18 protein-coding genes and 1 pseudogene are annotated in these 17,203 nt (G+C 64.2%); 14 read left to right on the top strand and 5 right to left on the bottom strand.

Features of this window, described 5'->3' with window-relative positions:
* The 7 genes and pseudogenes from HUN39_RS12760 to thiD form a co-directional block, all read left to right on the top strand.
* Nucleotides 1-115, top strand: a pseudogene (locus tag HUN39_RS12760) (IS5/IS1182 family transposase); the annotation flags it as partial.
* 137 nt (nucleotides 116-252) lie between these two features.
* Entirely contained in the window at nucleotides 253-1,407 is a 1,155-nt protein-coding gene (locus HUN39_RS12755) for a sensor histidine kinase (protein ID WP_232366077.1), read from the top strand.
* Nucleotides 1,408-1,484: 77 nt separating this feature from the next.
* Nucleotides 1,485-2,639 (top strand): tRNA epoxyqueuosine(34) reductase QueG, encoded by a 1,155-nt coding sequence (gene queG, locus HUN39_RS12750; RefSeq protein WP_175094875.1) that lies wholly within the window; start codon nucleotides 1,485-1,487, stop codon nucleotides 2,637-2,639.
* A 130-nt stretch (nucleotides 2,640-2,769) separates the two neighbouring features.
* Nucleotides 2,770-3,999 carry a hypothetical protein gene (locus HUN39_RS12745; RefSeq protein WP_175094874.1) on the top strand — a complete coding sequence of 410 codons (1,230 nt, stop codon included), beginning with the start codon at nucleotides 2,770-2,772 and terminating at the stop codon, nucleotides 3,997-3,999.
* 2 nt (nucleotides 4,000-4,001) lie between these two features.
* Nucleotides 4,002-5,006: a WD40 repeat domain-containing protein gene (locus HUN39_RS12740; RefSeq protein ID WP_175094873.1), complete on the top strand. Its 1,005-nt coding sequence runs from the start codon at nucleotides 4,002-4,004 to the stop codon at nucleotides 5,004-5,006.
* A 511-nt stretch (nucleotides 5,007-5,517) separates the two neighbouring features.
* A complete protein-coding gene (locus HUN39_RS12735; protein WP_175094872.1) occupies nucleotides 5,518-6,231 on the top strand; it encodes a DUF4336 domain-containing protein in 714 nt (237 codons plus the stop codon).
* Nucleotides 6,232-6,263: 32 nt separating this feature from the next.
* Nucleotides 6,264-7,067 carry a bifunctional hydroxymethylpyrimidine kinase/phosphomethylpyrimidine kinase gene (gene thiD, locus HUN39_RS12730; RefSeq protein ID WP_175094871.1) on the top strand — a complete coding sequence of 268 codons (804 nt, stop codon included), beginning with the start codon at nucleotides 6,264-6,266 and terminating at the stop codon, nucleotides 7,065-7,067.
* Between the two features lie 181 nt (nucleotides 7,068-7,248).
* On the opposite strand, the gene HUN39_RS12725 is transcribed toward thiD, so the two are convergent.
* Nucleotides 7,249-7,698, bottom strand: coding sequence for a GatB/YqeY domain-containing protein (locus HUN39_RS12725; protein ID WP_175094870.1), 450 nt, complete (start codon nucleotides 7,696-7,698; stop codon nucleotides 7,249-7,251).
* A gap of 184 nt (nucleotides 7,699-7,882) precedes the next feature.
* Here HUN39_RS12725 and carA point away from each other — a divergent pair, with 184 nt between their 5' ends.
* A complete protein-coding gene (gene carA, locus HUN39_RS12720) occupies nucleotides 7,883-9,073 on the top strand; it encodes a glutamine-hydrolyzing carbamoyl-phosphate synthase small subunit (RefSeq protein ID WP_175094869.1) in 1,191 nt (396 codons plus the stop codon).
* Here the strand turns inward: carA and HUN39_RS12715 are convergent.
* The gene (locus HUN39_RS12715) at nucleotides 9,070-9,711 is read right to left on the bottom strand and encodes a hypothetical protein (protein WP_232366076.1); all 642 of its coding nucleotides are present in this window, start codon (nucleotides 9,709-9,711) and stop codon (nucleotides 9,070-9,072) included. The two genes, carA and HUN39_RS12715, sit on opposite strands and share 4 nt — an antisense overlap.
* A gap of 85 nt (nucleotides 9,712-9,796) precedes the next feature.
* Between HUN39_RS12715 and HUN39_RS12710 the strand changes: the two genes are divergently transcribed.
* From HUN39_RS12710 to HUN39_RS12700, 3 genes are read left to right on the top strand one after another with little or no spacing between them, the layout of a single operon-like run.
* Entirely contained in the window at nucleotides 9,797-10,369 is a 573-nt protein-coding gene (locus tag HUN39_RS12710) for a DUF2975 domain-containing protein (RefSeq protein WP_175094868.1), read from the top strand.
* Entirely contained in the window at nucleotides 10,369-10,587 is a 219-nt protein-coding gene (locus HUN39_RS12705) for a helix-turn-helix domain-containing protein (protein ID WP_175094867.1), read from the top strand. The genes HUN39_RS12710 and HUN39_RS12705 overlap by 1 nt, the downstream gene beginning before the upstream one ends.
* A gap of 16 nt (nucleotides 10,588-10,603) precedes the next feature.
* Nucleotides 10,604-11,485, top strand: coding sequence for a hypothetical protein (locus HUN39_RS12700; RefSeq protein ID WP_175094866.1), 882 nt, complete (start codon nucleotides 10,604-10,606; stop codon nucleotides 11,483-11,485).
* Between the two features lie 4 nt (nucleotides 11,486-11,489).
* Here HUN39_RS12700 and HUN39_RS12695 read toward each other — a convergent pair whose 3' ends face one another.
* Nucleotides 11,490-12,245, bottom strand: coding sequence for a GyrI-like domain-containing protein (locus tag HUN39_RS12695; protein ID WP_175094865.1), 756 nt, complete (start codon nucleotides 12,243-12,245; stop codon nucleotides 11,490-11,492).
* Between the two features lie 141 nt (nucleotides 12,246-12,386).
* Between HUN39_RS12695 and dapF the strand changes: the two genes are divergently transcribed.
* Nucleotides 12,387-13,250, top strand: a complete 864-nt coding sequence (gene dapF, locus HUN39_RS12690; protein ID WP_175094864.1) for a diaminopimelate epimerase — start codon at nucleotides 12,387-12,389, stop codon at nucleotides 13,248-13,250.
* Nucleotides 13,247-14,425 carry a MiaB/RimO family radical SAM methylthiotransferase gene (locus HUN39_RS12685; protein WP_175094863.1) on the top strand — a complete coding sequence of 393 codons (1,179 nt, stop codon included), beginning with the start codon at nucleotides 13,247-13,249 and terminating at the stop codon, nucleotides 14,423-14,425. Before dapF ends, HUN39_RS12685 begins: the two co-directional genes overlap by 4 nt.
* Here the strand turns inward: HUN39_RS12685 and HUN39_RS12680 are convergent.
* Both HUN39_RS12680 and HUN39_RS12675 read right to left on the bottom strand, forming a co-directional pair.
* Complete coding sequence (locus tag HUN39_RS12680) at nucleotides 14,406-15,566, bottom strand: PQQ-dependent sugar dehydrogenase (protein ID WP_232366075.1); 1,161 nt, start codon at nucleotides 15,564-15,566, stop codon at nucleotides 14,406-14,408. The genes HUN39_RS12685 and HUN39_RS12680 overlap by 20 nt on opposite strands.
* Before the next feature lie 137 nt (nucleotides 15,567-15,703).
* Complete coding sequence (locus tag HUN39_RS12675; protein ID WP_175094861.1) at nucleotides 15,704-16,096, bottom strand: PRC-barrel domain-containing protein; 393 nt, start codon at nucleotides 16,094-16,096, stop codon at nucleotides 15,704-15,706.
* A 329-nt stretch (nucleotides 16,097-16,425) separates the two neighbouring features.
* Here HUN39_RS12675 and HUN39_RS12670 point away from each other — a divergent pair, with 329 nt between their 5' ends.
* Nucleotides 16,426-17,124, top strand: a complete 699-nt coding sequence (locus tag HUN39_RS12670) for a TerC family protein (protein WP_175094860.1) — start codon at nucleotides 16,426-16,428, stop codon at nucleotides 17,122-17,124.
* Nucleotides 17,125-17,203 lie beyond the last annotated feature (79 nt).

Genomic DNA, 17,203 nt, shown 5'->3' with positions numbered 1-17,203 from the left:
GCGCATGTTCTGCCGGTTGAAGGACTTCAGGCGCATCGCCACGCGCTACGATCGAAGCGCGACTAACTTTCTCGCAGCCGTCTGCATCGCCGCGACAATCAGCTATTGGTTATGAGTCTGGACCCTAACGTCGCTGAGCGATCGGCGGCGCCAGATCCGGGCTCAAGCGCCGCTGTCGCAACGCCGCACTGCTGCCGCGCTTGACAGCTATCGGGTGGAGTGAGGGAAGTAGCTGCAATACGGGACCATCGTATGAGCGCACCCACCGAGCGCGAGAGTGAAAAGATTGAGTCGAAAGCCGCCGACGCCGGCGATGCATCGCGCGGACTGCGGCAGCGCATTCGACAACAGGAGATATTGGCGGAACTCGGCGTTTCCGCCCTCCAAGGCGCTTCGCTCGATCAGCTGCTGACGGACACCGTGCGACTCACGGCGCAAGGACTGGACGCGGACTTCTGCAAGGTGCTGGAGCTGCTTCCGTCCGAGAACCAGTTTCTGGTGCGCGCCGGCGTCGGCTGGAGTCGTGGCGTGGTGGGCGTCGCGAAAGTCGGCGCGGATCTCGACTCGCCTGCTGGATACGCATTACGCAGCGGCCAACCGGTCATCTCCAATCACCTCGAAAAGGAGACGCGGTTCAGAACTCCCGAATTGCTACGCCAGCACGGCGTTCGCCGGGCAATGAACGTGATCCTGCAGGGTGACGGAAAACCTTATGGCATCCTCGAAGTCGACAGCCGCTCGCCGACCGAGTTCGTTGAGCAGGACATCGCTTTTCTGCAGGGCGCCGCGAATCTTCTTGGCATGGCGATCGAACGCGAGCGGGAAGAGCGCAAACTTAGAGCGGCGCTCGCGCGCAACGAAGCGCTGCTCAAAGAAATGAATCATCGCGTGAAGAACAGCCTTTCCATCGTCGGCAGCATGCTCCACCTGCAAGCCAACGACGCCGGCGACGAACAGGTGTCCGAACTTCTCAACGAAGCCTCTCACCGCGTCGAAGCGATCGCAAAGGCGCATGACCGGCTGTCTCGCGGCTCGGACGTCGATTGCATGGACGTTGGCAAATACATCGAAGCGCTGTGTCATGATTTGGATGAAAGCGTCGCGCAATGCGACGTGCGCACCGAGATCGATGAAGGAATCGTCATCGCAACCGACCGGGCGGTTTCGACCGCGCTGATCGTCAACGAGTTCATCGCCAATGCGGCGAAATACGCTTACGAAAGCCAGTCGGGAATCATTTCGGTGAAGGTCGCGCGCCAGGGCGGCGAGAATTTCATCGTTTCCGTGCGCGACGAAGGCGCGGGAATGCCCGATGACGTCGCGTCGCTCGATCGCAAGGGGCTCGGCATGCGGATCATTGCGTCATTTACGCGTCAACTCAGTGCGACGATCGAAACGAAAGCATGATCCTGGCGCCGAGTTCATCGTCTCGATCCCTCTACGAGCGCCCTGCTGACATGCAGGCGCTTGTCCCGAATGCATCGATGGCTTCACCGGCAGGTCGCGAAGGTCGACGGCCCGCAGCTGCGACGCCCGAGGAGGAAATTCGCGCCCGTGCGCTCGAGCTTGGCTTCGACGTCTGCCGCTTCGCGCGGGCGGATGTTGCGCCGGAGCAGGGCGATCGGCTGCGCGAGTGGCTACGGGACGGCGCGCATGGCGACATGGCCTGGATGCGCGAGACGGCCGAGCGGCGAGTCGCGCCGCAAGCGCTCTGGCCCGAAGCGGCAAGTCTCGTCATGCTCGGCTTGAACTATGGGCCGGACGGAAATCCCCTCGCTTCGCTGACGAAACCGGACTGCGCGACGATCTCCGTCTATGCGCGCAACCGCGACTATCACGACGTCATCAAGGGCCGGCTGAAACAGCTCGCTGGATTCATCCTCAGCCGCGCCGGGGGCGGCGACGCCAAGGTCTTCGTCGACACCGCGCCCGTCATGGAAAAGCCGCTCGCGCAGACGGCCGGCGTCGGCTGGCAGGGCAAACACACGAATCTCGTGTCACGCGATTTTGGCTCGTGGCTTTTTCTGGGCGCAATCTTCACGACTCTTCGCCTCGAACCCGACCCGCTAGAGCGCGATCATTGCGGCTCGTGCAGCAAATGTCTTGACGTTTGTCCCACGGCGGCCTTCCCAGCGCCTTACCGACTCGATGCGCGGCGCTGCATTTCCTATCTGACGATCGAGCACAAGGGCCCTATACCCCTCGAATTTCGCGCCAAGATCGGCAATCGCATCTATGGCTGTGACGACTGTCTGGCGGTCTGCCCCTGGAACAAATACGCGAGCGCCGGGCGCGAGGCGAAGCTCGCCGCGCGCCCCGAATTCGGCTCCCCGCCGCTTGCGGAATTGGCGCGCCTCGACGACGCGGCGTTCCGAGCGCTTTTTTCGGGTTCCCCAATCAAACGCGTCGGAAGGGACCGCTTCTTGCGCAATGTTCTGATTGCGATCGGCAATTCGGCTCGGCCCGAGCTTGCCGCCGAGGCCGAGCGGCTGATCGAAGACGCCGCCGCCATTGTTCGCGGCGCCGCCGTCTGGGCGCTCGGCAGACTGGCGCCGACGCGAGCGGCGGAGCTGCGCCCCCATCGATTGGCGGTCGACCCCGACGCGGCGGTCCGCCAAGAATGGCGCCAAACGGCCTGAAACAGGCAAAAGCGCCACAGTCGCCTAAAAATCGGGGTCTTTCCCAGATTTACTGCATTGCGGCAGGCTACTCGCCGGCGATTTCGTTCTAATCTCTATCGAATATCCCCTACTCAAGCGCACCTTCGCCATGTCTGTCCTTTCGCGCCGCAATGCCGACGAACCCGCAGAGGAGGCTTCTCGCCTTCTGCTGCGGATTGGCGTGTTTTTGCTGTTCGTGATCTCGCTCATCGCGCCGATTCTGGCGCGGCAGACGGTTTATGTGCTGCTGCCGATCGGGGCGGCGCTGCTGCTCGCCGCCGCGACACTGACGCCGGCGGAAGGGTCGGGGCGCTCCCTGCGCGCGATTCTGCGCTCGCCGCCGTTTCTCGCCGCGCTGTTGCTCGCCGCCTGGACGGCGCTTTCGCTGCTCTGGACGCCGTTCGAGGGACCGGCGGAACGCTTTGCCAAAATTACGGCGACGCTCGCCCTGGTTGCGCTCGCCACCGGATTTCTGCCGCTGCGCACCAAAACCTCGAATCTCAACCTGCTGCCGATTGGCGTCGCCACGGCGACGCTCTCGCTTGCCGCCGTCACTTTGCTGCTGAAGCCGCAATATACGCTCGATGACATTCTCGATGTCGGACCGCTTGGCCGCGCCGGACTTGGACTGGCGCTGCTCGTTTGGCCGGCGATGGGCGCACTCGCGGTTCGCGGCCGATGGTATTCGGCAGCCGCCCTCGCGGTGGCGACGGCGATCGCCTGCTATCTTTCCGGCGCCCCGAACGGCACGCCCGCGCTGGCCGTTGGAGCGGCTGTTTTCGCCGCCGCCTTCGGCCGCGCCCGGCTGCTGGCCATTTTCCTTGCGGCGCTCATGACGGCGATCGTGCTGCTCGCGCCGCTGACCGCCTATGCGGCGCATCTGATCTGGCCCGAACATCCGCCCGGCTTCTTCAGACATCTCGCCTTCTGGGGTCAGATGATCGAGGCGGACGGCTGGCGCACCTTGCTCGGACACGGCTTTGGCGCGGCCACCTGGGGCGTGCTCGGCGGCTATCTGACGCCGGCGACGCCGCGCAGCCTGATCTTCAAGATCTGGTTCGATCTCGGCGTGCTCGGCGCGGCCGCGGCGGCGCTCGTCGCCGCCCGCACCAGCCTGTTCGTCGGCCAGTCGCGTCCGGCGCTTGCGCCCTTTCTTCTGGGCGGCCTCGGCGCGGGATTCGCCATTTGCCTGTTCGGTCCCGCGGCCGAGCAGCTGTGGTGGCTGACCCTCGCGGGACTCGACGCCATCGCCTTTGCGCTCGTGATGCGCGGGCAATTCCGCAAACGTCGCCCGCGCCTGCCAATCGGCTGGAGCGCGCCTGCCGAGGACCAAGCCTAGCCGTGACGCTGTCTCCCACGCTCGTCGACAAAGTCGAATCCCTCGGGCTTCGTGAGCCTGTCGCAGCCGCGGCGTTCCTCGGCGGCGCGCCGGTCTTCGCGCTCGCCGACGGGACGCTGCATTTCGGCGACGGCGCCGAGGGACGCCGCATTCCGGCCCATCAAGACGCGGCCATCCTCGTCGTCGCGCAGGACGGCGACCGGCTCGTCACCGGCGGAGACGACGGGCGCGTTGTGGCGACCGACGCGAAAGGCGGCGTCGAAGTCATCGGCGACGAAAAGGGCAAATGGATCGACGCCGTCGCCGCGCGTGGGGGCGCAGTGGCGTGGACAGCAGGAAAGGTGGCGCGAGCACGCTCGGCCAAGGGCGACGCGAAGTCGCTGGATCTGCCGTCGACCTCGCGCGGCCTCGCCTTCTTCCCCAAAGGCTACCGGCTGGCGATCGCGCATTACGGCGGCGCGACCCTCTGGTTTCCGAACGCCGGCAAGCCGGAAGCGCTCGACTGGGCCGGCTCGCACCTTGACGCCACGATCTCTCCCGACGGGCGCTTCCTCGTCACCTCGATGCAGGAGAATATGCTGCACGGCTGGCGTCTCGCCGATTCCAAGCACATGCGCATGGCCGGATATCCCGGAAAAACGCGCAGCTTCTCCTGGTCGCATGACGGGAAATGGCTGGCCACCTCGGGCGCCGACGCCTGCATCGTCTGGCCCTTTTCGGGCAAGGATGGTCCAATGGGCCAGGCGCCGCGCGAATGCGGCGTGCATTCGGCGATCGTGACGCGCGTCGCCTTCCATCCCGCCGCTTTGGTCTTGGCGATCGGCTACGACGACGGCCTGATCATGCTGGCGCGGCTTTCGGACGGATCAGAGATTCTGGTTCGCCGTCCGGCCCAGGATGATGACCGCGCGCGGATCAGCGCGCTGGCCTGGGACGAGAAAGGCGCGCGTCTCGCCTTCGGCGCGGAGAACGGCGACGCCGGCGTGCTGAGCCTGCCGAAGGCGTGACCGGCCGAGGCGTAAGGAAAAATAGATTTGCTTCGAGAAGTTCACATGAGGAGCAATTTGTATGAAGCCTTCTCTCATTGTCCTCGGCGTGTTCATGCTTTCATTGTCAGGCCTTGATGCATCTGCATCGGACAATCGCGGCGCTGCGCGCGACCAATCGTCCTGTTTCGCAGCTTTGGCGGAATCGATAAGACGCCACACACCTAATTCGACGCGCCTTAATCCTGGATATGCAGAAGCGACGTTCCGCGTCAGGCCGGGCGGACGCGTCTCGGTCGTTGCCGCCTCGGGCACGACGCCAGAACATGCGGCGCTAATGCGCTGGATCATCGCGTCTTCGCGCGGCCCGAAAAACTGTGGCGAGCACCTCTTGCATCAAAGCCTCACATTGCACTGATCGGCATTCGGTTCGAGCCGCGCTAGCGGCTGAGGCGGCGTCTTTGCGCCATGTTGAGCTGCTATCAGACATCGGGTTTGAAAAGAGTGGTCTCGGGCGAACCGGGAGACGCCAATGGGTCTTGAGCAAATCGGTGACTCGCTCTGGCTCGCCGACGGCGACATTGTCGACTTCTTCAGCTTCCCCTACCCCACGCGCATGCTGATCGCGCGGTTCGCCGACAGCGCGCTTTGGGTATGGTCGCCAGTGAAACTTTCCGCCGAGTTGCGCGCCGAGGTCGATGCGCTCGGCCGAGTGGCGCATCTCGTCAGTCCCAACAAGCTCCACCATCTCTATCTTGGCGAGTGGAAGGAAGCTTATCCCAACGCGAAGCTCTGGGGGCCGCTTTCGACGATAAAGCGCCGTCCCGAACTCGCCTTCGAAACCCCGCTTCAGGATTCGCCGCCGCCTGAGTGGGGCGGCGCTATCGATCAGGCCTGGTTTCGCGGCTCTTTCATGATGGATGAAATCGTCTTTTTTCATCGTCCGTCGGGCTCCACGATTTTCGCCGATTTGATCGAAGCCTTCAGCGACGAATTTCTCTGCGCGCATTGGAGCTGGTGGCGGCGAGGGCTCGCGCGTCTCGACGGGATCACCCGCGCCGCGCCGCACGCGCCGCTCGAATGGCGCCTCTCTTTCCTCGACCGCGGGCCGGCGCGCGCCGCCCGCGACAAAATCCTCGGCTGGCCGATCAAACAGGCCGTCATCGCGCATGGCGAGTGGCCGAGCGCCAACGCAAGTGCATTTGTGCGCGGCGCTCTGGCGTGGGTCGGCTCCGAGCGAAGGTGACGGAGCCAGTCGCGCCGCGCTAATTTGCGGGGATGGCGCACATCCCCAAATTGCTTTCCATCGCCGGCTCCGACCCCTCCGGCGGCGCGGGCGTGCAGGCGGACCTGAAAATCTTCTCGGCCTTCGGCTGCTACGGCATGGCGGCGATTACGGCGCTCACCGCGCAGAACACGCAGGGCGTGACCGCTTCCTATCCTGTCGCGCCGGAGATCGTCGCCGCGCAGATCGAGGCGGTGCTGTCGGACATCGCTCCCGACGCGATCAAGATTGGCATGCTGGCGACGCCGGACATCGCCCGGGCGGTCGCCGAGACGCTGGCGCGCCACGGCGCGCGCAACGTCGTGCTCGACCCAGTCTTGGTTCCGACGCAGGGCGTCAGCCTCGCCTCGGCCGGGCTGAAGGCTGCGTTGGTCTCGAGCCTCCCGCCCTTGGCGCGGCTCGTGACGCCCAATCTCCATGAGGCGAGCGCGCTCACGCAAACGCCCCTCGCCACCAGCGCCGAGGAGATGGCGGCGCAGGGGCGGCTCCTCTGCGCAGCCGACGCCCACGCGGTGCTGGTCAAGGGCGGCGATCTCGAGGGCGAACCTGTCGACGTTCTCTTCGCCGCAGGAGAGAGGCGCATCTTCCGTGGGAGACGCATCCCGACGCGCAACACGCATGGAACGGGTTGCGCCCTGTCGTCGGCCATCGCTTGCGAACTCGCCAAGGGCGCGTCGCTGATCGACGCCATCGCCGCAGCAAAGGTCTGGCTGGAGGGCGCGCTGGAGGCGGCGGATCAGCTGCGATTGAGCGAGGGCCGCGGGCCGCCGCACCATTTTTACGCTCTGTGGCGCTAGCCCCCTCCCCAGCCCTCCCCCGCTTCGCGGGAGAGGGCGCAGATTGCGCCGTCATTAACGCTGGAGATTCTTGCAGCCTCGCGAATTCTTGTTGCAAGCCATGAATCGCGCCGTTCTCCCTTCTCCCGCGTTAGCGGGGGAAGGCGACGCGAAGCGCCGGAAGGGGGCCCGCCGGTGGCCTCTAGCCCGACAGCGCCGCCTTCACCGCCGCGCTGGCTTTGCCGAAGTCCATCCGTCCCGTGTATTTGGCCTTGAGCGAAGCCACGACCTTGCCCATGTCCTTGATCGAGGCCGCGCCGGTCTCGGCGATCGCCGCCTTCACGGCCTCCGCCACTTCCGCTTCAGAGAGCTGCTGCGGCAAATAGGCGGAAATGATCGCGATCTCGCCGCGCTCCTTGCCCGCGAGATCCTCACGCCCGGCTTTTTCATAGATTTCCAGCGATTCCTGCCGGCTTTTGATCATCTTCTGCAGCAGCGCGAGTTCGTCGTCGCCGCTCAGCGTCTTGCCGGCGCCGCGCGCCTCGATGTCCTTGTCCTTCAGCGCCGCGTTGATGAGCCGCAGCGCGTCGACCTTGGCGCGCTCGCCCGCCTTCATCGCCGTCTTAAGGTCCGCCGCTATCTTCTCGCGCATGTTGTGTCCTTGGGGTTTCCAATTCCGGGGCGGATGCATTACATCCACAGCCAATCGCGTCATGCCCGCGCTTGTCGCGGGCATCCACGTGGCGCCGCGGCCGTGGATGGCCGGATCAAGTCCGGCCATGACGCGCGGCGAGAGCGCTGTCAAGCCAGCGACGCGCCGGAGAGCTGAGACCTATATGACCATCGATCAAGATAACGGCTGGAAGAAACCCCTCCACACCGGCGTGCTGGTTCTCGCCAGTGGAGAAGTGATCGAAGGATATGGGCTCGGCGCCGTTGGCGAAGCGGTCGGCGAAGTCTGCTTCAACACCGCCATGACCGGCTATCAGGAAATCCTCACGGACCCGTCCTACGCCGCGCAGATCGTCACCTTCACCTTCCCCCACATCGGCAATGTCGGGACCAACGATGAAGACATCGAAACGGTCGATCTCGACAAGAGCGCCGGCGCGGTCGGAGCCATCTTCGGCGCGCCCTGCACCGACCCTTCAAATTTCCGCGCCCAGAAGCCGCTCGCCGACTGGCTCGCCTCGCGCGGCGTTGTCGCGATGTGCGGAATCGACACGCGCGCGCTGACGACGCTGATTCGCGAACGCGGCATGCAGAACGCCCTCATCGCCTATGCGCCGGATGGCTGCTTCGACATTGCGGCGATGAAAGCCAGGGCCGCCGCCTGGCCGGGGATCGACGGCATGGACCTGGTGCCGAGCGTCGGTTCAAAGGAGCGCTACGACTGGCGCGAGACGACATGGCGACTCGGCGGCGGCTATGGCGCGCGCAACGGCGCGCCGAGGTATCGCGTGGTCGCGATCGACTATGGCGTGAAGCGCAACATCCTGCGGCTTCTCGCCGAACAGGATTGCGAAGTGGTGGTCGCGCCGGCAACCGCGACAAGCGGGGAAATTCTGGCGCTCAAACCCGACGGCGTCTTTCTCTCGAACGGTCCCGGCGATCCGGCCGAAACCGGTAAATACGCCGCGCCGGTGATCCGCGACCTGCTCGCGGCGAAGGTGCCGACCTTCGGCATTTGTCTCGGCCATCAGATGATGGCGCTCGCCGTCGGCGCCAAGACGAAGAAAATGCCGCAGGGTCATCACGGCGCCAATCACCCGGTCAAGGACTTCACCACCGGCAAGGTCGAGATCGTCTCGATGAATCACGGCTTCGCGGTCGATCGCGACAGCCTGCCGGCAAACGCCGTCGAGACGCATCGTTCGCTTTTCGACGGCTCGAACTGCGGCATTGCGCTCACCGACCGCCCGGCCTTTTCGGTGCAGCATCATCCCGAAGCCTCGCCCGGCCCGCAGGACAGCCATTATCTTTTCCGCCGCTTCGTCGAGATGATGGAGAAGGCGCGGGCGGCCTAACGGTTTACGACCATCGGCGCCTCGGCGCGGTTAGCGAATTTCTCGCAAGGCGGCACGAGCTGATCGAGCGGCTTTTCCTTCGTCGCCGCCTCGCGCATGTCGAGATTCTTGAGCACCGTGAGATAGGGGCCCGAAGGCTGCGTGCGCAAATAGGTCGTCGTCAGCAGCGGACCTTCCGGGAGGTCGCCGCGCCGGCAGGCGTCGGCGCCAACGCCGAAGGAACCATGCGTCTTGCCGGGATCGCGCGCCTTCTCTTCCAGAAATTCCTTCTGCCGGGCGCGGATCGCCGCATAATCGGCCGGGTCGACGCGATAGGCATAGAGGCGCGTTCCGGCCTTCCGCTCGCCGGAAAGCGGCGCGACGTCTTCCGGCGCGGTCGTTTCCCTAAGCGCGAAAATCATCTCATGCTTCGCGTTTTCTTGGCCGTCGCGCCACCAGCCGATTTTCAGAGTCACGCCGCCCTTCTGCGGCTCGAAACTTTCAGGCAGTCGCACCGCCGCGCGCAGCGCGGCCGGATCCACGGAAGCGGCGTCGAAATTGCGCAGCGCCCACATGGTTGAGACCGGCACATGGCTGCAGGCGGCAAGCATGGCGGCGGCGAGCGCCAGGCTAGACAGGCGACGAACAATGCACGACATAGAATGCCTCATGTTTTTGGATTAGTTTTTAATGTTTGACATTAAATTTTTCTTGTGTCAACGTAAGCGACATAAGGAGACCGCCATGACCGACTTCCCTGCCCTTTCTTCCTTTGACGACCGTCGCCTCGACTCGCTGCGCCGCCGTATCGGCTGGCTCTGCCAAACGCTGCGCTTCGCGCTCGTCGCCTATTGCCTCTGGATTCTCTTCACGATCGCGACGTTCTGGAGCGACGAGTCGCTGGTCGTTTCCCGATTTGCGTCGCTGAAGGTCGATGTCGAAGGCCTGTCCGCCGATCAGCGACTCGCGGCCTTCGGCGTCAGCTTCGTGATCTGGACGCTGCTCGTCGTCGCCTGCTACGCCGGCTGGAGACTGTTCTCGGGCTATCTTGAGGGGCGCATCTTCACGCCCGATGCGGCCGGATGGCTGCGCTGCCTTGCGCTGGCAGGCCTCATCGCGGCGCTCGTCGATATCGCCGCGCGACCGCTAACATCGCTCATCCTCACGGCGCATAAGGCGGCGGGCGCGCATATGGTGTCAGTCTATCTGCGACCTGAAGATCTTTCGACAATCATGCTGCTCGCGACGCTCCTCGCGCTCGCCCATATCCAGAAGACGGCGGCCGACATCGCCGATGAAAACGCGCAGATCGTCTGATGCCGATCATCGTCAATCTCGACGTGATGCTGGCGAAGCGCAAAATGCGCTCGCGCGATCTCGCCGCGCAAATCGGCATCGCCGAACAGAATGTGAGCCTGCTGAAGTCTGGCAAGGTGAAGGGCGTGCGCTTCGACACGCTCGAAAAAATCTGCGAAATTCTGCAATGTCAGCCGGGCGACATTCTCGAATATCGGCCGGACGACAAACCCGCCTAACAGTCGCGAGACAGGCATGCCGCGTATCATGGCGAAGGCTTGGGGGTTCGGATTGGCGTTCATCGCAGCGGCCATGCTGGCGCTGGCGCTGCGACCGGACCTTCGCCTCGCCGCGCGCGTCGCCTGGAACGATCCTCGCCTACTGCCCGCTTTCGCGGACGATGCGCGCGTTCACTATGAGCCTGAGGCGCGGGCCTGCGCCGAAGCCGTCGCGGAAATCGCGCCGCGCGCCATTGCGCAGATCGAGGCCGCGCACGGACGCCCCTTTGCGCAGCCGCCGATCGTCGGCGTTTACGCCTCCTACGAGAATTACGCGAACGCCAACGCCATGGATGATCCCGGCATCGCCGCCGTGACGCGCGCCGGCGCCGCGCTGTTGTCGCCGACGCTCTGCAGCAAGGAGCGCGAGCGCCTCGAAGGCGTTCTCACGCATGAGCTGTCGCATGTGCATCTTTCGGGCTGGCGGCCGCTTGGCGCGCCGCGTCCGCCGCAATGGTTCACGGAAGGACTCGCGGTGATGGCGTCGCACGGCGGCGGCGCCGAGGGGGTAAGCGAAGCCGAAGCCGCGCAGGCGATCCTTGACGGCTATCGCGTCGTGCTCGACGAGCGTCGATGGATCGACTTCGCCGGGCTCGCCTTTGAGCGCGAACCGCCGCGCGATCCGAAGCTCGATGCGCTCACCCAGCGCCAGCGGCTCGCCTATCGGCAGGCGGGCATGTTCGTCGGCTGGCTGCGCATGCGCGACGAGACGGCGTTCCTGCTGCTTCTTCGCGCGCTCGAAGCGGGCAGGCCGTTCGGGCCGTCATTCGAGTCGGCTTTCGGCGAAAATGCGCCGCAGCTTTGGCGCCGCTTCGTTTCCGAACTCTCGGAACGTTCGCGCGGCGACGCTCCAAAATAATGCATCACTTCAAAAACACATAAATATCGACGTCGACGGTCGCGTCGTCGCCCTTAAAATCGGTGAGATATTCCTCGAGGATGAGATCCTTCGTATCGAGCCCCTTCTCATCGAGATAGGCGGCGATCGCCTCATAGGTGGCTTCGATCTCGTCATAGGCGCCGCGATGCTGGAATTTGAGCGCCTTTCCGGCTGGCGATGCGCCGATGCCGACGCCCTCAGGCAGCTTGGGCTTGCCTTCCGGCGCCGCCGCAAGCGGCGTCATCGCTTCAAAGGCGAAACCCGTGTCGTCGGTTTTGGTGAAAACGGCGATGGGCCGGCCGTTGACCGCAAGGCCCGCCGTTCCGACGGCGTCGTTGAGCTTGCCGAGCGCCTCGCTTATCGTCTTCGCCGCGTCCTCCCACTTGCCCTGTCCTTTGATGACGGCGGCGGGTCGGGCGTCGACGGTCACGGTCTGGCTCATCATGGCCTGCGCCGCTTCGTCGTGGGCAGTGGGCGGCGCCGCGTCGCCTGGCTTTGCCTCTTCCGGTTTCACATCGCCAGGCTTGGCGTCGCTCGTCTCGCCGGGTTTCGTGTCTGGCGCAGCATTCGGCGGGGCAGACTTTTGCGGCGTGGCGGATGTGTCCGCGTCCTCAACGCCGGCGATCGGAACCAGCGCGCGTTCGGAATAGATCGCGGCGCCCGCGACAAGAACTATGAAGACCGCCAGCGCGCGCCAATGGCGTCGCAGGCTATCCAGCAAGCCCGGTTCTTCTTCCATCGTCGAGCTTTCCTAAACGGCCAGCATGGCCTTTTCGCGCGCACATGTGACGCGCGTGCGGCGGGAGCCCGCAGTGGCGCTTTGGCGCAGCCTTCTCTATATACGAGCGCGTCTTCCGGAGAATAGGCGAAAAGCTGCCCCATGGCGCATCCGCTCGACCATCTTCCGATTCTGCGCATGAATGGCGCGGGAAACGAAATTCTCGTTCTCGATTTGCGCGGGAGCGACCACGCGCTGGCGCCGCAGGAAGCGCGCGCCATCGCCAACGCGCCGGGCCTGCGCTTCGATCAGCTGATGGCGCTCCATACGCCGCGCAGACCGGGCGACGACGCCTATATGCGCATCTACAATATCGACGGCTCTCTCTCCGCCGCCTGCGGCAACGGCACGCGCTGCGTGGCCTATGCGTTGGCGCGCGAGGGCAAGGACGCGCTGCGTCTGGAGACGGAGGCCGGCCTCATCGAAACGCGCCGTCAAGCCGATATGGTTTTCACTGTCGACATGGGCCGTCCGCGGCTGGGCTGGCGCGAGATTCCGCTCGCCCGCGCCGTGGAGGATACGCGCGAGGTCGCGCTCGATCCGCCCGTCGCCGGCGCGCCGGCGCGCTTCTCCGCGGTGAGCATGGGCAATCCTCATGCGGTGTTCTTTGTCGACGACGCGACGCAGATTGATCTCGAGACGCTTGGCCCGCGCATCGAGCGCCATCCGCTCTTTCCCGAACGCATCAATGTCTCCTTCGCGCAGATGCTTTCGCGCGACGATATTTTGCTACGCGTCTGGGAGCGCGGAACCGGCGCGACCAAGGCCTGCGGCTCGGCCGCATGCGCGACGCTCGTCGCCGCCGCGCGGTCCGGCGTCAGCGAGCGCACGGCGCGTCTGCGCCTGCCGGGCGGCGACCTCACGATCGAATGGCGGACGGACGATCATGTGCTGATGACGGGGCCGGTCGAATTCGAATTTGAAACCAGGCTCGATCCCCAGATCTTTCAGGGCGCCCTAGCGTGAACGCGCCGCTTCGCAACGCCGAGGTGGTCACCTTCGGGTGCCGGCTTAACGCCGTCGAGTCGCAGGAGCTCGCCAAAGCCCACGCCAGCGCGCGCGAGACGGTGATCGTCAACACCTGCGCGGTCACTGGCGAGGCCACGCGGCAAGCGCGTCAGGCGATCCGCCGCTTGCATCGTGAGCGGCCCGAGGCCGAGATCGTCGTCGCAGGCTGCGCGGCGCGGCTCGACCCTCCCGATTTCGCCAAGATCGAAGGGGTGACGCGGGTTCTCGCCGAACATGCGCCAAATCGCGCGCTTGCAAGCGTTGAGGGCACGCGCGGTCTGCTTGCCGTGCAGAACGGTTGCGATCATCGCTGCACCTTCTGCATCATTCCTTTTGGCCGCGGCGCGGCGCGCTCGGCGCCGCCGGGTGAGGTCGTCGCGCAGGCCCGCGCGCTTGTCGCGAGCGGCAAGAAGGAGATCGTGCTGACGGGCGTCGATCTCACGAGCTACGGCGTCGACCTTGGCGAAGGTTGGACGCTCGGGCGCCTTGTGCGCCAGCTGCTGCGACGCCTTCCAGAACTTGAACGGCTACGTCTCTCGTCTGTCGATTGCATTGAAGTCGACGAAGATCTCGTCGAGGCTTTTGCGGAGGATTCGCGGCTTTGCCCGCATCTTCATCTGTCGCTGCAATCCGGCGACGATCTGATCTTGAAGCGCATGAAGCGCCGCCATTCGCGACTAAGCGCCATTGAGGTCTGCCGCGCATTGCGCAAGCGGCGGCCCGACATCATCTTTGGCGCCGACTTCATCGTCGGCTTTCCGACCGAAACAGAAGAGATGTTCGACGCAACGCTCGACATCGTCGACGCCTGCGATCTCACGCATCTCCATGTCTTTCCCTTTTCGCCACGTCCGGGAACGCCGGCGGCGCGCATGCCGCAAGTTTCGCCGCAGATCGGCAAAGAGCGCGCGGCGCGATTGCGGGAAAAGGGTGGCGTAGCGCTGCGCCGTCATCTCGATGCGCAGATCGGCAGGACCTTACAGCTCTTGAGCGAGCGCGGCGGAATGGGCCGCGCAGCCGATTTCACCCTCGCGCACACGCCTGACGTCGATGCGAGTCGAATGATTGAGGCGCTCTGCACGGGTCATGACGGGCGCGCGCTGACGACGCGCCTCACGGCGCTTGGTAGGTGATCCGGTAGATCGCGCCGTTCTGATCGTCGGTGACGAGAAGCGATCCGTCCGCAAGTTCTGCAACGTCGACCGGACGGCCGAGATAGTATCCGGAGCCGGTGTTCCAGCCTTCCGCGAATGACATGCTCGCGGTCGTCCCGGCGAGCGTGACCATCACGCGCGCGCCGATCGGGACGCTCCGGTCCCATGATCCGTGCTGCGCGTAAAACATCGCGCCTTGATATTCCTTCGGAAACATGTCGCCGCGGTAAAACATCACGCCAAGATCGGCCGCATGCGGCGCTGTCTCCACGACAGGGAAGACGACGCCCTTCGGCGGCTCAACGCTTGCATATTCGTTGGTGCGCACATGACCGCCGCCATACCAGGGGAAGCCGAAGTTCAATCCAGCCCTGTCGGCGCGATTGATTTCGCCAGGCGGGCGATCGTCGCCCATCGAGTCGACCTGATTGTCGGTGAACCAGAGCGACCCGTCCGTGTCGAACGCCATGCCGACGGAATTGCGAATGCCGGTCGCGAAGACTTCGCGCTGCGATCCGTCGAGATTCATCCGAATGATGCCGCCGATTCCCGTCTTCTCGTATAGCGCGAGCTTGTCTCGCGGCGTGACATTGTGCGGCTGGCCAAGGGAAATGTAGAGCTTGTCGTCAGGTCCGACGCGGCACACGCGGGAGGAATGGCCGCGGCTCTCTTCGTTCCTTGGAATGAGATCGCCTGAATTTACGACGATCTTGGCGTTCGCCGCCGCGTCGCGCCATGTGCTTTCCGCATCGTCGAACCGTGTGACGTGGTTACGCTCAACGAGAAAAAGCGCGCCCCCGTTTGAGAAGCAAACGCCATGCGGCATCGTGAATGGCATGGACGGCGCGAAGCGTTCGACCGCAGCGGCCGTCTTCTCGCCGGGCGTGATCGCATAGACGTCCTTCTCCTCGGCGCCGACAAAAATCGTCTTTCCTTCTCGCCCGATGGCGAGCGTGCGCGCCCGCGGCGCTAGAGCATAGAGCGCAATCGAGAAGCCCGGAGGAAGTTTGATGCGCTTGAGAGTTGATTCTATCTCTGCACTTCGACGGTCTTGCTCTGCGCTACGACGGTCTTCCGCCCTCGCGACGGCGACGCCACAGCCCAAAGCGCAGAAAAGCAAAAGTGCCGCGGCTCCGACGCGCATTTCAAAGACCTTTCGGATAATCCTTTCGACGCCATATAGGCGGCAAAAAGGGCGGAGTCAGTTTTGGCTCCGCCCTACCGCGGGTTCCCACTTCGGTCAAAGTCACTCAGGCGTCATCGGTCTCTCGACATCGTCGACGTCGTCGTGTCTTCCCAATAGGGGGAGGACCCGTAGTTCCTGTGCAGCCGGCTTTCCCAATCGCGATCGCTCCAGCTTTCTTCGCCTGCGAATTCAGGAGCGTTCCGCAGCTGCTCTTCGGTCACATCCGCGATATATCCGCCGAGATTGGTGTCGTAACGGAACGCCTTCCAGGGCAAGGGATGCTCGCCTTCACCGATGCCAAGAAAGCCGCCGAAGGTCATAATCGCGTATCGAACCGAACCAGAGACGCGATCGATCATGAGGTGATCGATTTCGCCAATCTTGTTGCCGGCCGCGTCATACACATCCGTGCCTTCGACCTTATCACTGGAGATAAGGTTGGCGTTTGGCTGTGCCATGCCCATAGTAACCTCCTGCAGCGCGCACTTAACCGACGCCATTGTCGAACTTGCCGCGCCTTTCCAAAAAGAACACAGGGTGAAGCCCCTTGTTCCTCGCGAAAGCCAAAAATCGGCGGCTACACAAGCTTAGCGACGTCTTCCTTCTTCGGTAAAATGCCGCTAATGCAAGTGCGTGATGCGCGGCGCCTCCAGATGAAAAGCTTCAGTATCAGGTGGCCACAGTCGCCCATCGCCAATGTATCAGGCGCATTGCGCCGAGGCGGGATCGTCTTAGCGACTCCGATCGTCGGCAATCGCAGCAATGGGCTTCGCCCGGCAGGTAAGAAGCGCGCATGTCTCCGGAATTGAACCTTGGCTGGGAAGTCTTCGAGATCATCTGGATCAACCTGCTGCTCTCGGGCGACAATGCAATTTTGATCGCGCTTGCGTGCCGGCAACTGCCGGTGCGCCAGCGGCGCTGGGGCGTATTTTTGGGCGCGCTTGGCGGCGTCATTCTGCGCATCGCTTTCACGCTCGTCGTCGTCGAGCTTATGGCGGTTCCCTATCTGAAAATTGTCGGCGCCATTCTGCTGCTCATCGTCGCTGTGAAACTGCTGATCGACGAAGCCGAGCATTCCGACGTCAAGGCCAAACCCAACCTCTGGAGCGCGGTCGGCGCAATCATTATGGCGGACGCCGTGATGTCGCTCGACAATGTGATCGCCATCGCGGCGGCGGCGCATGGCTCGACCAATCTCATCGTCTTTGGGCTTCTCGTTTCGGTGCCGATCGTCATGTTCGGCGCGGGCGCGCTGCTGAAGGTGCTGGAGAGATTTCCGGCGCTGGTCTGGGCCGGCGCGGGCCTTCTCGGCTGGGTCGCGGGCGACATGGCGGGCGCCGACCCGGCCCTGCCCACATTCGTGCATGTCACGAACCACGGCGCGCTTGAACTTGGGCTTTCGATCGCCGGCTGCGTGCTGGTGCTGGCCGTCGCCTTCGCGATTGCGATTTACCGGCAATGGCGCGAGGACCAGCGCGTCTCGCGAGACTAGAGCGCGTCCCGATCACATGGAATCATGTGATCGATAAGGAATCGCTCAAAATCAAAATGGTGGAGCAGGTTCCATCGAA

This window comes from Methylocystis silviterrae (genome assembly GCF_013350005.1).
Taxonomy (GTDB): domain Bacteria; phylum Pseudomonadota; class Alphaproteobacteria; order Rhizobiales; family Beijerinckiaceae; genus Methylocystis; species Methylocystis silviterrae.
This window is presented reverse-complemented; position numbering and strand designations above follow the sequence as displayed.